We start from the raw sequence: 14,014 nt of genomic DNA on the forward strand, positions 1-14,014 counted from the left end.
GGATCGTATCGTGAAAAGATATCCCGCCCTTGATTGGTTAAATTTCTTCATCGCAGATGTGAAGGATGGGGCGGGCCCCTTTCTGTCAGTTTACCTTCTTTCTAGCCAGCATTGGGATGCGGGTAAAATTGGCTTAATTATGGCAATTGCTGGTACAGCCACTGTATTAGCTCGAACTCCCATAGGTGGATTTGTTGATTGGGTTACTTGGAAACGTGGCTTGATTATTACTGCGGCGGTAATGGTTGGGATCTGTTTAGTACTTATTACTTGGATTCCGAGTTTCTGGCCAGTAGCCGTTACCCAAGCGGTGATTGGCATAGCCGATGCTGTCTTTCCCCCTGCTATTACCGCAATTTCTCTTGGCATTGTCGGTTTTGAAAGATTTACCTACCAAGTGGGGCGTAATGAAGCCTTTAATCATGCGGGTAATGTGGTAACAGCGCTCGTAGCTGGAGTTGCTGGGTGGCTGATCAGTCCAAGTGCAGTACTATGGCTTGCTGCGTTTATGGCTATCCTGAGTATTGGGGCGGTACTGAATATAGAGGGCAAAGCTATCAATCATAAAATAGCCCGCGGATTACCGGCCGAGAGCGGACAGATTCTAGCTCCAAATCTACTAGAACTATTCACTTACAAGCCACTACTCATTTTCACAGCCACAATAACGCTATTTCACTTTGCCAATGCCGCGATGTTACCACTGCTCGGCCAGAAACTGGCGCTCACTCATCCTGACGCTGCCAGCTTAGTCATTGCCTTCTGTATTACTATAGCCCAAATTGTCATGGTACCAATGGCTTTACTGGTGGGGCGAAAAGCCAATTCCTGGGGTCGAAAGCCAATCTTTCTAGCAGCTTTTGCTGTGCTGCCAATCCGAGGTTTTCTCTACACTCTCTCTCAAGATCCTTATTATCTCATCTCGATTCAGCTTCTTGATGGTATCGGTGCGGGTATTTTCGGTGCGTTGTTCTACATCGTGGTCTCCGATCTCACCTGGGGAACAGGGCATTATAACCTAGCCCTAGGCGCTACCTCAGCTTGTTGGGGTTTAGGAGCCGCTTTGAGCCATTTGGTAGCTGGTTTTATTGTGGATTATGCAGGTTATAATGTGGCATTTCTAAGTCTTACTGGAATCGCACTAATCGCTTTTTTACTGTTTTGGCTTGCAATGCCTGAAACCAGTAGGGTAAAGCGTAACAGCACAACTTAGTCACCTAACCCATGCTCGCCAAAATAAGGAATCTTTTAAAAATTAGTTGATGCTCATAGTTTTAGCCCACCGGAAAATCAATACTGCCTAGCAGTAAGCACCCTAGAGACCTCTATTCTTCAGAATAGGGAGAAGGGAGAATACGGATTTCTAGTCTTTGAGTGTGTAAACAGCCCCGCAATAGGGGCATTGCTCCTGCCCAGTATCCTCTATGGGCAGATAAACCCGAGGATGGGAATTCCATAATTCCATAGCCGGCATAGGGCAAGATAAGGGCAAATCTGCCCGAGTAACCTCATAGCAATGTTCTTTGCTCGCCTGAATCTTATGGAGCTGAGAGCTTAAAGTACTCTGTACTGTTATTTCACTTGCAGTCATATATTCACCATCATTTAAGAATTAATAAAAAGAAAGCCAACTATCTTTCGTTTATTTTCAGCCTCTTAGCCTTTTAGATAGAGACCTCTAGCATCCGATCTAAAGCTAAGCGGGCAAGCTCTACCTCTTTCTCTGGCACCTTGATTTGATTGACTATCTGCCCAGATACTAGATTTTCTAAAACCCAAGCCAGATGCTGAGGATCAGTTCGGAACATTGTCGAGCACATACACACCATAGGCGACATAAAGTGGATAGATTTACCTTCGCCCTTAAACCGCTCATGGAGGCGATTCACCAAATTAAGCTCTGTACCTACGAGCCAGCGAGTATTAGAGGCTGACTCTTGAATAGTTTTAATAATATATTCTGTTGATCCCACATAGTGAGATTTTTGGCATACTTCAAAGCTATTTTCAGGGTGGGAGATAATTCTCGCATCAGGATAGCGCTCCAAAAAGCGATCAATATGCTCTGGCTGGAACATCTGGTGAACAGAACAGTGACCTTGCCATAGAATTATTCGAGCTGATCGAATTTGATCTGGCATTAACCCTCCATTGGGGCGATTAAAGTTCCAAACCACCATCTCTTCAAGGGGGATACCCATACCATAGGCCGTGTTTCTACCCAGATGTTGATCAGGAAAAAATAATACCTTTTCCCGACGGGCAAACGCCCATTTAAGAACAGCTTGGGCATTACTTGAGGTGCAAACAATACCGCCATGACGGCCACAGAAAGCTTTAAGATTAGCCGCAGAGTTAATATAGGTAACTGGAGTCACCTGCTCCATATCTAAGATCTCTCCTAACTCTCGCCAAGCGCGCTCCACCTTAACCAAGTCCGCCATATCCGCCATAGAACAGCCAGCTGCCAGATCAGGAAGGATAGCCATTTGCTCTGGGCGAGATAAGATATCGGCCACTTCAGCCATAAAATGAACACCGCAAAAGACGATATATTTAGCCTTAGAAGCAGCCGCCTGACGCGATAATTTAAGAGAATCTCCAGAATAATCAGCGAATCGAAAAACTTCCTCTCGCTGGTAGTGATGCCCGAGAATAACCAACTCACTTCCCAAAACCCGCTTAGCCTCAGCGATCCGAGACTCACAATCATCATCATTTAAATGAATATAGTTTTGGATTGCTACTGCAGATTTAGCCATAATTGTAGCCTCCATCAAGAACTAATAAAGAAAATAGTTTACTAAAGAATTAGATCCTCTTGATAAAAAATAGTGACATTTAAACCCATTTTAAAGATAAACCCGACTCAAAATTAGAGGTTAATTAATGATGAAAGTTATTGACCTTAATCACTACACTTTGCGAGCAACACGAGAGATCCTAGAAGAATTATGCCTATTTTACTGCGAGATCATAAGGCTTAAAATTGGCTCACGGCCACCCATTGGTGGTAATGGATATTGGCTATATGCAGGTAATGATCCTATCCTTCATTTAATAGAATGCTCTCCTGATGAACCTAGATCCACGATAGCTAAAAATACATTTGATCACGTTGCCTTCACCTGCCAAGATCCCGCTGCTTATGAGCTACATATCAGGAAACGGGGAATTATCTATAAGGTGCGTACCGTACCACAAACGAATCAGTTCCAAATTTTTTTTAAAGATCCCGCAGGTAACGGCGTAGAGCTCAATTTTGCAAGCAAAGAAACTTAAAATATTGTGATTCTAAAACTAGAGAATTAGCGTTTATCTTAACCAATTTAGGTACAGTTATCTTAAGGCTTTAAGCGCTCTGCCTACTTTGAGGTGGACGGGCTAGACTTAATTCCCAGTTCTTGAAGCTGTGATCCTGCCACTGATCCAGGTGCGCCTGTGAGCAAACAGCTTGCCGTTTGAGTCTTAGGAAAGGCAATCACTTCCCGAATAGAAGTACTTCCAGTCATTAGCATCACTAAGCGATCTACACCAAAAGCGATTCCACCATGAGGTGGGCATCCATATTTTAATGCATCTAAAAGAAATCCAAATTTATCTTGAGCCTCCTCTTGCTTAATTCCTAAAAGGCTAAAAACCTGCTGTTGTACTTGAGGCTGGAAAATACGCATAGATCCCCCCCCAACCTCACTACCATTAAGTACCAAATCATAGGCACGAGAGCGGCAAACCGCCGGATTTTGTGCTAATAAAGCCAGATCCTCTTCTTTAGGAGCAGTAAAAGGATGATGCAACGCGCTCCAACGATTTTCTTTATCATCCCACTCAAACATGGGGAAATCTATGACCCATAGAGGCCGCCAACCTGATTCTACCAAGCCGTGATCATGGCCTAATTTGACTCGTAAAGCCCCTAGGGACTCATTTACAATAGCGGCTTTATCAGCCCCGAAAAATAAAATATCTCCCTCCTTTGCGTCCGTACGCTCTAAAATAGCGTCAATAACCTCATTAGGTAAAAATTTAAGAATTGGTGACTGTAACCCCGCTCGTCCTTGGCTAAGATTAATCACCTTAATATAAGCTAACCCCTTAGCTCCGTGGATAGCTACAAACTGAGTATAGTCATCAATTTCTTTACGGCTAAGCTTATTGCCTCTAGGCAATCGCAACACCGCCACTCGCCCCTGATCATTTTTAGCGGGCTCAGCAAAGACTTTAAATTCTACTGTTTTCATCAAATCCCCCGCTTCCACTAATTTTAAGGGGATTCGCAAATCAGGTTTATCCACCCCAAAGTGGGATATGGCTTCAGCATAGGGCATACGCGTAAATGGAGTTTGGAGATCTACCCCTAACACAGTAGTAAATAGATCTCTTATCATCTCTTCCATTAGATTCATCAGCCCATCTTCATGTAAAAAAGAGGTCTCTATATCCAATTGAGTAAATTCAGGCTGACGATCTGCCCTTAAATCTTCATCACGAAAACAACGAGCAATCTGATAATAGCGATCCACTCCGGCAACCATTAATAACTGCTTAAAGAGCTGAGGAGATTGAGGTAACGCAAAAAACTGCCCAGGATGGGTACGGCTTGGCACCAGAAAATCCCGCGCACCTTCCGGGGTTGACTTAGTCAAAATAGGGGTATCAATATCAAGAAACCCTTGGCTATCAAGAAATTGGCGTAGCTGTCGAGTAATGGCTGATCGTAGCCGAAGCCGCTGGAAACTTTCAGGTCGACGAAGATCAAGATAACGATAGCGTAACCGAATATCCTCCCCAACTTCTAACTTCTCATCTATTGGAAAAGGGGGAGTCTCTGATATGTTGAGCACTTCAATATTTTGACCCCATACCTCTATCTGGCCCGTAGCTAGATCAGGATTCTCAGTTCCTTCTGGCCGACGCTGCACTCTTCCCTTAACTCGAAGGACATACTCACTACGTACTTGATTAGCCTGATTAAAGCTCTCTTGAGAATATTCCGGGTTAAAGACCAATTGGGTAATTCCTTCCCGATCTCGAAGATCAACAAAAATCACTCCACCATGATCTCGGCGACGATTGACCCAGCCGCAAAGGGTAACGTCTTGGTCAATATGCGCTTCAGAAAGAGCACCGCAATAATGGCTACGCATGGTAAATCCTTAGCTAAAAGTTAAAAGCAGGCGATTTCTAGGATCTCTAGCGGATTGGCGCAATAGAGCCAAACCTACCCGTTGATTCTTAGTTCTATTTTCTACAAGCCCACTTTCAAAGCAGGCTAATTAGTAGCCGTGGTTGAAGTTGCTGCATCTTTCTTAGGATTAGCATTAGTTTCAGCGCTTCCTGAATGATCTGGGGCTTTTTCAGCGCTTTCCTTTTCCTTAGGCCCATCACCCGAGGCGACTACATTGCGTTTATTACTATTTTTAAAATCCGTCTCATACCACCCCCCCCCTTTAAGCCGAAAACCGGCTGCCGAAACCAGCTTACGCAATTTATCCTCACTGCAAGAAGGACACCGAACCGCTGGCGCATCAGTCAATTTTTGCAACAACTCCACTTCATGACTACAGGACTCACAACGGTATTCATAAATAGGCATAACATTACACCCTAGTTTATTATATTTAACTATATTAAATAACACTAAATATTAGAAAAATAAATATCCAACTTATCAAGTTACTTAGGATAATTACTCTCAAAAAACATAGATCCTAGCCCCGCTCAAGGGCTTAGTAATATCCCTTAGCCCAAATAATTAAGTTATAAAAATCAAAACCTATTTTGACTTAATCTAGAGACCCTCTACTCTAACTGGATAGTTAACATAAAATAGCTACTATCATCAACTAGTCACACTACCAATTAGCGCATCAATATCCTAGCCTAGCAGCACTAGATTGTCACATTCCGGAGGATATCCACATTCGGAGAATCAAGCAGGCGCAAGAGAACTAGCCATCTCTAAAATCGCCCATCAAAACAAATAGAGAGGAGTTACTTATCAGAATGGAGACAATCATGAGCAGTAGCTTGCTAAGCAATTGAACTATCCAACTCAAACCGGCAAATAACTGAAATTTCTCCTCTTCTGCTCATAAAAGGCACAAAGAAGAAACAGTAGAATGCTGGAAATCAATAAACTGCCAATAAAGAAGCTTAGAATCAACAGGGCACTCATTCTCAATAAGAAGTAAAGTTAACAGTCAAAAAATTAACCAATCAAAAAAAACCCTACGGAGGTAAAAAGCCTCCCCATAGCACTAAGTAACACCATTAAAATCCAGAAAAACGCTACACTTGTATTCTACCTACTCGCGTCATAACGTGAGCCAGAAAGACACCGATCAGCCCAATCAGAAACAAACTGGCGCTGGCAGGTTCAGACACGGCCAGCGCTTTAAGCGCGTCTGTCGCAACTATACTCTGAACTACTGCGGTCGGATGCAGATCATCCCAGAACAGATGGTCATTTGGATTCGCACAGACACTGCCTGATTGGGAATCGGTGAAATTACCGGTCCAGCAAGGGTCAGTCACGTTGGTAAGCCCGTATTTTCTAGGATCAGCGACGATATTGTCGAGGGCGACATAGGTATTCACAAAGCTGAGATGGAAACCGTCGCGTTGCGCTAAAGTCAGCAATTCCTGCTGGAAAGCACTATTGAAGGTCTCGGTCAGGGTTTGGATGTCAGCTAACACGGCGGCAGGGTCTCTAGGATCGACATTTTTCGCCGCCGCGATCGCACGTGGATCCTTGCTAAGATCGGGGACATTCAGCGCTAGTAAATGCTTCATATCATCCTTGGCAAGGCTATCCACCACGGAACCGATATTGCCAACCGCTTGGTTGATGTCTGTTTTAATATCACTACTTGACAGGGAATGAGAGCGATCGAGTAGCCCTGTAATCAGTGCATCAACATCGTTTGAACCAATCCAGAGGGCGTAGAGGGCATCAGGTTGCGGATTAGGCACTGCTTTTTGGTAAGCCGAAAGTTGCGCGGGTAGATCAATCGCTTTATCAAGTATGCTGTTACCCGGGTGTGCCAGCGTTGGCCCAGTCTGCGCATCACCGTAGGCGAAATCTTGACCACCTTTTAAACTAGGCGTGACTTGGCCAAGCCCCAGCGAAGCGGCTAGGTCTTGCACCCAAACAGCGCCGTTGCTAAACCGTCCTTTTGAATAAGGCGGTGAAACCGGCACTGTACCTTTAGTTAAAGCATAGAGGTTGCCTACATCGGAGAGGCTGTCGCCGAATACATAAAAGCCACTATATGTTGGTATCGCGAATGCCGTACCGGTCCAACTGCAAATGAGTAAACCCACTCTGACTAACAAGTACCATTTGTTCTTGAATCTCATAGGTTTCTCCTTTGATCTTGCTATTAGTGTTTGGGCGATCGCTACCATCACGAGGCACACAAATTTCGCGCCCAGACAAATAATACTGCCCGGTCAAACCACTAGCGATACGCTGCCGATCAGCATAAATAATCACTGTAATTTAATCCAACATTAGCCCCTATTAACAATATATATCAAAAAATTAAAGATACTACGGCTCATCATTTTCTAGACGATAAATAATCATAAGCCATCTATTTATGGGATTTAGAGAGAGGATATGGCCTACACTTAGGACAACATGAGGAATGCTTAAGCTTAAGTTTTTGCCGGCCGCTGCTTCTTACTCCTAAGTGCCCCACTAGCACGACTGTTCAAAGATCAATTAAACATTAAAGTCCTCCTAGATCTTACCGATAATAGGCCGAACCAAGATATTTTTTTTTGTCTAATTTATGAAGTTAAATCTATTAGGCTAAGAAACCCAAGATTTAACGATTATTATTTTCCCATAAGCAAGCTAATTCATCCAATCTTGGTCATGATTGAACAAGAGATCGACGAGCCAACATATCAGGAGTAAACTCATGAATGACCCCAAGCTAAAAAATGACTCACCCTCTACCCAAGAAGGAGTTACAGCCAGCTATCAAGCAGCCTTTGCTACTCAGATTACTACTACCCTAGATCAACAACATTTAATATCTATACTAAAAAATATTCATCCTGAGCAATGCCTTAATTTTTTATCCCGTAAATCCTTAAATGAGACTCTGCTTACCCGACATCATGGTCGATGGAGCTGGGGGGAATTATCTAGCAATATTACGCTACCTTGGTCTGAAGAACTTATTGATCAATTTAAAAGCCACTGGGATTGGATTCACTTATCTCGCAACATTGCCTTACCTTGGTCTCTAAAATTTATTGAACGATTCAAAGATCACTGGCACTGGGGGCAGTTATCTTCCAATACCCGCGCTTTAGCTATTTTACCTGTTTTAAAACCTGAAGACGTTACCATAATCATGGCTCATCATTTCCCTGATGATAGTGGTTGCAAACTACCTACGCTTCATTCTTAATCACGGAAAGATGCCATCTCGGCCCCTAGGGTAGCGGATAAAAATCTAAACCTTCACCGCTACCCTTCCCTCATTTCCTCAACCCAATCTAAAAAGTCATTTTTCAAGGCTAATCTAGTCTGCTAATCTAGTCCCTCTTAGCATGAGGTTGCCAAGTTTTTTATTGCTTTATGATAGAATTCCGCGATATAAAAAAGCACTCTTGACTCATGTTATATATAGCTTGTAATAATCTTAGTTTTACCTTTTGGTAGTGGAGAAAAATATGAGTATAGATAGTGTTGATCACGGTAAGCGCCGCTTTTTAACGGCTACAGCAACAGCGGTTGGTGTAGCTGGTATAGGCTTTACCGCGGTACCCTTCGTCAAGTCTATGAACCCCAGCGCTCAAGCTCAAGCAGCAGGCGCCCCAGTAGAAGTTGATATCAGCAAACTTGAACCTGGCCATTTAATGACCGTAGAGTGGCGTAGTCAGCCGGTGTGGATTTTCCATCGAACACCGGAAGAACTCAAGGATTTAGATATCCTCACCACCAGTGACGAGCTTCGAGATCCTAATAGCGATGTAACGGATCAACAGCCCTCTTATAATAAAAATTCCTATCGCTCTCTTAAACCTGAAATCGCAGTGCTTATTGGAATTTGTACTCATTTAGGCTGTTCTCCTACCTTCCGTCCAGAGCTTGCCCCAACAGATTTAGGCAAGGATTGGAAAGGAGGGTTTTTCTGCCCGTGCCACGGTTCCCGTTTTGATCTTGCCGGCCGAGTCTTTAAGGAGGTTCCAGCGCCAACAAATTTAGTTGTGCCCCCTTATCGTTTCCTCAGCGAAAACCGCTTACTAATCGGTGAAAACCCAGGAGATAACGCCTAATGAAAATGATTAATCAAATATTTGAATGGGTCGATTCTCGCCTTCCCATTTCTAAGCCATGGAAGGAACACATGGCGGAATATTATGCGCCAAAGAATTTTAATATTTGGTATTTTTTTGGCTCTTTAGCTTTGCTGGTATTAGTTATCCAGTTAGCCACTGGATTATTTTTAACTATGAGTTACAAGCCCGACGCTAGCCTAGCTTTTGGCTCGGTTGAGCACATTATGCGAGATGTAGAGTGGGGATGGCTTATTCGTTATATGCACTCTGTTGGTGCATCAGCTTTCTTCGTTGTGGTGTACCTCCACATGTTTCGAGGACTGCTCTACGGCTCATCTAGGCAGCCAAGAGAGTTATTATGGATCATCGGGATGATGATCTATCTTGCCCTAGTAGCAGAAGCTTTTATGGGTTATTTGTTGCCCTGGGGGCAAATGTCCTATTGGGGTGCAGAAGTCACCACCTCGCTTTTTGGCGCTCTACCCTATATTGGTACGGGCTTAGCTGAGTGGATTCGGGGTGATTATGGTATCTCCGATGCCACTTTAAATCGCTTCTTTGCCTTCCATGTATTTTTAGTTCCTTTTCTACTGGCTGCGCTAGTGGTTGTGCATATCATAGCACTACATCAAACTGGATCTAATAACCCAGATGGGATAGAAATTAAAGAGAATAAAGATGCCTATGGCATCCCTTTAGACGGTATCCCCTTTCATCCTTATTATAGCGTCAAAGATATATGGGGATTTGGCGTATTTTTATTCATATTTGCCTGGATAGTTTTTTATGCCCCAGAGCTTGGGGGATGGTTCTTAGAAGGGGATAATTTTGAGCCTGCTAACCCGTTAGCTACACCAGAAGATATCAGACCTCTATGGTATCTGACCCCTTATTATTCCATACTACGCTCTGTTCCTGATAAGGTAATGGGGGTTGTTGCGATGGCTGTGGCAATGCTCCTGTGGATTTTTGTCCCTTGGCTTGATCGTAGCCCAGTAAAATCTATTCGTTACCGGGGAACACTTTATAAGTCTGCTATCACTCTCTTTGCTATTAGCTTTATATGCCTAGGCTATTTAGGCACAAAACCGGCTACACCGGTGACTGCTATGATCGCTCGCATATTTTCAGTCATCTATTTTGCCTTCTTTTTGTTAATGCCAATCTACACTAAGCTGGATAAAACTAAACCTGTTCCTAAGAGAGTGAGCTAACAATGAAAAGAACTATTGCCTGTTTATTACTTTTTGCTTCATCAGCGGCTGTGGTTTGGGCCTCTTCAGACCACTATCCGCTGGATAAGGTAAAAATTGACCTTCATGATAAGGAGTCCCTACAGCGAGGGGCAAAAACCTTTGTGGACTACTGCGTAAGCTGCCACTCTGCTAAATACATGCGCTATAGCAGAATGGCAGAAGATCTTGGCCTGACCACGGCAGAAGTCACCCAGAATTTTATGCTTACTACCAATAAAATTCACGATCCCATGGAGATTACAATGCGGCCTGAGGATTCAAAAGCCTGGTTTGGAGCTACCCCACCCGATTTAACCTTAGTCGCTCGCTATAAAGGCCCAGCTTGGCTGCACACCTATCTGCGAACTTACTATCTTGATCCGGGTCGCCCTACTGGCGTGAATAATCTAGTTTTTAAGGATACAGCGATGCCCAATCCTTTATGGCCTCTTCAAGGCTGGCAGACTTTAGTTAAGAAAGGAGATGAATCCTCAGATCTTAAGCTAACAATGCCTGGAGCCCAGTCTCCTAGTCAGTATGAACAAACCTTAGACGATTTGGTTAATTTTTTAACCTACATGGGTGAACCCGCTCAGCTTGAGCGAGAAAAATATGGCCCTTGGGTCTTAATTTACTTGGCTGTTTTTTGCGTTATTGCCTATTTCCTTAAAAAGGAATACTGGAAAGACGTTCATTGAGATAAGCACGGGCAGTTTTGGCTAAAATAATTATTAATAATTTCAGTTAACTGGCTAAATGAAAACTAGATTATATTTATTTTGCACAAACTGCCCAGCATCCCGTAAGTAAGTAAAAATCGCACAATTAAAGTTATTCACAAAAATATAGGGAGTGCTAAAAGCTAGATCTAATGACTATTTCTAATAAGAGAACTACTACAACCCTATTCTCTGATCCGCTATGCCCGGTTTGTCACCGTACCCGTATTGTTATTGCGGAGAAGAACATTCCCATCGATATTATTAACGTAGATCCTAATAACCCTCCAGAGGAGTTGATTCTCCTTAATCCTTATAACTCGGTTCCCACGCTTATTGATCGGGATCTGACATTATATGAATCAAAAGTCATTATGGAGTACTTTGACGAACGCTTTCCTCATCCACCTCTAATGCCTATAGATCCCATCTCTAGAGCCCGTATTCGGCTTACCCTTCACCGGGTTGATCTGGAGTGGTATCGCTTACTTGGTAGTCATCCTTACTTCAATATATCGTTAAAAGCACGTAAAGCCCTAGCTGAGGATTTAACAATATTAAGTCCTGTTTTTGAACGAGCACATTTTTTTATGAGCGAGGAATTCTCGCTGCTAGATGCTGCCTTAGGGGCTTTATTGTGGCGCTTACCCGTACTGGAAATTAAATTACCCTCTCAGGCAAAGTTTATTGAAAGCTATGCTAATCGCATTTTTTCTAGGGACTCCTTCCAACGAAGTCTAAGTGATGCTGAACGAGAAATGCGATCAGAGGTTGTGGGCATTACTTAGATAGGATTATCCTATGTATGATCGATAACTCAAAACCTACTATGAGTTCAAACCGTCCCTATCTAATCCGAGCTTTATATCAATGGATCATCGATAATGGCCTAACCCCCTATCTATTGGTAGATGCTACGGTAATAGGGGTAGAAGTACCTCATCAGCATGTTTCTAACGGCAAAATTACCCTCAATATCCATCCAAATTCGATTCGTGATCTCTCACTAGAAAATGATTGGTTCAGTTTTTCCGCTCGTTTTTCTGGCATCTCCCATCAAATACTATTTCCAGCCCAGGCCACCTTGGCTATTTATGCAAAGGAGAACGGGCAAGGAATGAAATTTAATGAAGAGGATCGATCGCCACCACCACCTCCAAACCCATCAAGCCCAAATCCTCTTAGCCGAAAACCTACTTTACGCATCGTAAAGTAAACAAATCGCTAATATTTCTTTATCTATGAGTCTTGGCTAATCCAAGCAAGGGCTCGATCAAGGCGCATCAGTACCCGCTCTTTCCCCAAAAGTTCAAGGGTAATATCAATAGGCGGCGAAATAGGGCGCCCCATCATAGCTACTCGCAAAGGCTGGGCTAATTTAGCTAATTTCAAATCATGGCTCTCCATTATTGCTACCAAGATCTCATGTAATGTAGTTGCAGTCCAGCACTGTGCTTTTTCAAAACAGCTACGCAGCTCTTGTAATGGCTGCAGAATAGCAATGTTAAGATATTTGCTAGCTGCCGGTTCTTCATATTCACTAAAATCACGATAAAATGGCAGGCTGTTATGAGCCATTTCTACTAAGGTCTTTGCTCGCTCCTGCTGCGCCTTAACGATAGCCACTAAATCCGGCCCCTCTGCTGGATCAATCCCAAGCTGCCCTAAATGCCAGCTTAGGTGGTGAGCAATATAGGCTGGATTAGCATTTTTAATATACTGTTGGTTAAGCCAAAGCAGTTTTTCAGGGTTAAAGATAGAAGCAGATTGATTAATATCTCCAATATCAAATAACTTGATCATTTCATCTAAGCTGAAAATTTCCTGATCCCCATAAGACCAGCCGAGGCGAACTAGATAATTTAGCAACGCCTCAGGTAAATAACCTGCCTCTCGATAGCTCATTACACTTACAGCGCCATGGCGTTTTGATAACCTTTGTTTATCCGACCCTAGAATCATAGGTACATGGGCATAAATAGGGGTTGTTTTACCCAAGGCATGAAAAATATTGCTCTGACGAGGCGTATTATTAAGATGATCATCGCCTCGAATAACATGGGTAATCTGCATATCCATATCATCCACTACCACAGTTAAATTATAGGTGGGAGTACCATCAGCGCGGGCTAAGATTAAATCATCTAGCTCACTATTCTGGAATACTACAGATCCTCGGACTAAATCTCGTACCACAATCTGGCCTGTTAGCGGGGTTTTAAAACGAACCACAGGAGAAATTCCATCCCTTGGAATAGCATTCTCTCTACACCGGCCATCGTAGCGAGGCTTTTCTTTCTGGGCTAACTGTCTAGCACGCCTAGCCTCAAGCTCTTCCTTAGTACAATAGCAAAAATATGCATGACCAGAAGCAATAAGCTGTTTAATAATCTCCTGATAACGGGAAAATCGATCAGTTTGATAAAAAGGCCCCTGATCGTACTCCAGCCCTAACCAAGTCATGCCCTCAAGAATGGCATTAACAGACTCAAGGGAAGATCGTTCCCGATCTGTATCCTCTATTCGTAGGATAAAATGGCCACCGTGCTTACGGGCGTGAAGCCAAGAAAAAAGCGCAGTGCGAACACCGCCAATATGCAAATAACCAGTAGGACTAGGAGCAAAACGGGTACAAACAGTCATTGTAAGGGCCACCCAATATGTATCAACTAAAAAAATTTCCCTATTTCTACACTAATAACACTTAGAAATGCTAATAAGCATTCTAGCAAAGTGCTATAGATTTCCTCCATGGTA

At 43.2% G+C, this 14,014-nt stretch carries 14 protein-coding genes; 8 read left to right on the plus strand and 6 right to left on the minus strand.

The genetic code is table 11. The features are described 5' to 3' along the window. Positions 1-10 precede the first annotated feature (10 nt). Positions 11-1,213, plus strand: coding sequence for an MFS transporter (locus TAO_RS08945; protein ID WP_096527579.1), 1,203 nt, complete (start codon positions 11-13; stop codon positions 1,211-1,213). 150 nt (positions 1,214-1,363) lie between these two features. Here TAO_RS08945 and TAO_RS08950 read toward each other — a convergent pair whose 3' ends face one another. Then, positions 1,364-1,591, minus strand: a complete 228-nt coding sequence (locus TAO_RS08950) for a zinc-finger domain-containing protein (protein ID WP_096527580.1) — start codon at positions 1,589-1,591, stop codon at positions 1,364-1,366. Between the two features lie 73 nt (positions 1,592-1,664). Next, positions 1,665-2,762 (minus strand): quinolinate synthase NadA, encoded by a 1,098-nt coding sequence (gene nadA / locus TAO_RS08955; RefSeq protein WP_096527581.1) that lies wholly within the window; start codon positions 2,760-2,762, stop codon positions 1,665-1,667. Positions 2,763-2,889: 127 nt separating this feature from the next. Between nadA and TAO_RS08960 the strand changes: the two genes are divergently transcribed. After that, a complete protein-coding gene (locus TAO_RS08960) occupies positions 2,890-3,282 on the plus strand; it encodes a VOC family protein (RefSeq protein ID WP_197702538.1) in 393 nt (130 codons plus the stop codon). Between the two features lie 83 nt (positions 3,283-3,365). Here TAO_RS08960 and aspS read toward each other — a convergent pair whose 3' ends face one another. The 3 genes from aspS to TAO_RS08975 all read right to left on the minus strand — a co-directional run bounded on the left by aspS (position 3,366) and on the right by TAO_RS08975 (position 7,362). Then, a complete protein-coding gene (gene aspS, locus TAO_RS08965) occupies positions 3,366-5,147 on the minus strand; it encodes an aspartate--tRNA ligase (RefSeq protein ID WP_096527583.1) in 1,782 nt (593 codons plus the stop codon). A gap of 125 nt (positions 5,148-5,272) precedes the next feature. Then, complete coding sequence (locus tag TAO_RS08970; RefSeq protein ID WP_096527584.1) at positions 5,273-5,596, minus strand: FmdB family zinc ribbon protein; 324 nt, start codon at positions 5,594-5,596, stop codon at positions 5,273-5,275. 695 nt (positions 5,597-6,291) lie between these two features. Then, on the minus strand, positions 6,292-7,362 hold the full coding sequence (locus TAO_RS08975; RefSeq protein ID WP_172419091.1) for an SGNH/GDSL hydrolase family protein: 1,071 nt from the start codon (positions 7,360-7,362) through the stop codon (positions 6,292-6,294). A gap of 569 nt (positions 7,363-7,931) precedes the next feature. Here TAO_RS08975 and TAO_RS08980 point away from each other — a divergent pair. The 6 genes from TAO_RS08980 to TAO_RS09005 all read left to right on the plus strand — a co-directional run bounded on the left by TAO_RS08980 (position 7,932) and on the right by TAO_RS09005 (position 12,473). Continuing rightward, entirely contained in the window at positions 7,932-8,429 is a 498-nt protein-coding gene (locus tag TAO_RS08980) for a hypothetical protein (RefSeq protein ID WP_096527586.1), read from the plus strand. Positions 8,430-8,694: 265 nt separating this feature from the next. Next, positions 8,695-9,300: a ubiquinol-cytochrome c reductase iron-sulfur subunit gene (gene petA, locus TAO_RS08985; protein ID WP_096527587.1), complete on the plus strand. Its 606-nt coding sequence runs from the start codon at positions 8,695-8,697 to the stop codon at positions 9,298-9,300. Continuing rightward, the gene (locus TAO_RS08990) at positions 9,300-10,517 is read left to right on the plus strand and encodes a cytochrome b (protein WP_096527588.1); all 1,218 of its coding nucleotides are present in this window, start codon (positions 9,300-9,302) and stop codon (positions 10,515-10,517) included. Before petA ends, TAO_RS08990 begins: the two co-directional genes overlap by 1 nt. A gap of 2 nt (positions 10,518-10,519) precedes the next feature. Continuing rightward, positions 10,520-11,236, plus strand: coding sequence for a cytochrome c1 (locus tag TAO_RS08995; protein ID WP_096527589.1), 717 nt, complete (start codon positions 10,520-10,522; stop codon positions 11,234-11,236). A 173-nt stretch (positions 11,237-11,409) separates the two neighbouring features. Further along, positions 11,410-12,045 carry a glutathione S-transferase N-terminal domain-containing protein gene (locus TAO_RS09000; protein WP_096527590.1) on the plus strand — a complete coding sequence of 212 codons (636 nt, stop codon included), beginning with the start codon at positions 11,410-11,412 and terminating at the stop codon, positions 12,043-12,045. 41 nt (positions 12,046-12,086) lie between these two features. Continuing rightward, entirely contained in the window at positions 12,087-12,473 is a 387-nt protein-coding gene (locus TAO_RS09005; protein ID WP_197702539.1) for a ClpXP protease specificity-enhancing factor, read from the plus strand. Between the two features lie 23 nt (positions 12,474-12,496). Here TAO_RS09005 and gltX read toward each other — a convergent pair whose 3' ends face one another. Then, positions 12,497-13,900, minus strand: coding sequence for a glutamate--tRNA ligase (gene gltX, locus TAO_RS09010; RefSeq protein ID WP_096527819.1), 1,404 nt, complete (start codon positions 13,898-13,900; stop codon positions 12,497-12,499). Positions 13,901-14,014 lie beyond the last annotated feature (114 nt).

The sequence above is a fragment of the Candidatus Nitrosoglobus terrae genome, assembly GCF_002356115.1.
GTDB classification, from domain to species: domain Bacteria; phylum Pseudomonadota; class Gammaproteobacteria; order Nitrosococcales; family Nitrosococcaceae; genus Nitrosoglobus; species Nitrosoglobus terrae.

Coding starts and splice junctions, on each gene's coding strand:
- TAO_RS09000 (WP_096527590.1), top strand. CDS start 11,410: ATGACTATTTCTAATAAGAGAACTACTACAACCCTATTCTCTGATCCG.
- TAO_RS08975 (WP_172419091.1), bottom strand. CDS start 7,362: ATGAGATTCAAGAACAAATGGTACTTGTTAGTCAGAGTGGGTTTACTC.
- TAO_RS08980 (WP_096527586.1), top strand. CDS start 7,932: ATGAATGACCCCAAGCTAAAAAATGACTCACCCTCTACCCAAGAAGGA.
- TAO_RS08995 (WP_096527589.1), top strand. CDS start 10,520: ATGAAAAGAACTATTGCCTGTTTATTACTTTTTGCTTCATCAGCGGCT.
- TAO_RS08950 (WP_096527580.1), bottom strand. CDS start 1,591: ATGACTGCAAGTGAAATAACAGTACAGAGTACTTTAAGCTCTCAGCTC.
- gltX (WP_096527819.1), bottom strand. CDS start 13,900: ATGACTGTTTGTACCCGTTTTGCTCCTAGTCCTACTGGTTATTTGCAT.
- nadA (WP_096527581.1), bottom strand. CDS start 2,762: ATGGCTAAATCTGCAGTAGCAATCCAAAACTATATTCATTTAAATGAT.
- TAO_RS09005 (WP_197702539.1), top strand. CDS start 12,087: ATGAGTTCAAACCGTCCCTATCTAATCCGAGCTTTATATCAATGGATC.
- aspS (WP_096527583.1), bottom strand. CDS start 5,147: ATGCGTAGCCATTATTGCGGTGCTCTTTCTGAAGCGCATATTGACCAA.
- petA (WP_096527587.1), top strand. CDS start 8,695: ATGAGTATAGATAGTGTTGATCACGGTAAGCGCCGCTTTTTAACGGCT.
- TAO_RS08990 (WP_096527588.1), top strand. CDS start 9,300: ATGAAAATGATTAATCAAATATTTGAATGGGTCGATTCTCGCCTTCCC.
- TAO_RS08970 (WP_096527584.1), bottom strand. CDS start 5,596: ATGCCTATTTATGAATACCGTTGTGAGTCCTGTAGTCATGAAGTGGAG.
- TAO_RS08960 (WP_197702538.1), top strand. CDS start 2,890: ATGATGAAAGTTATTGACCTTAATCACTACACTTTGCGAGCAACACGA.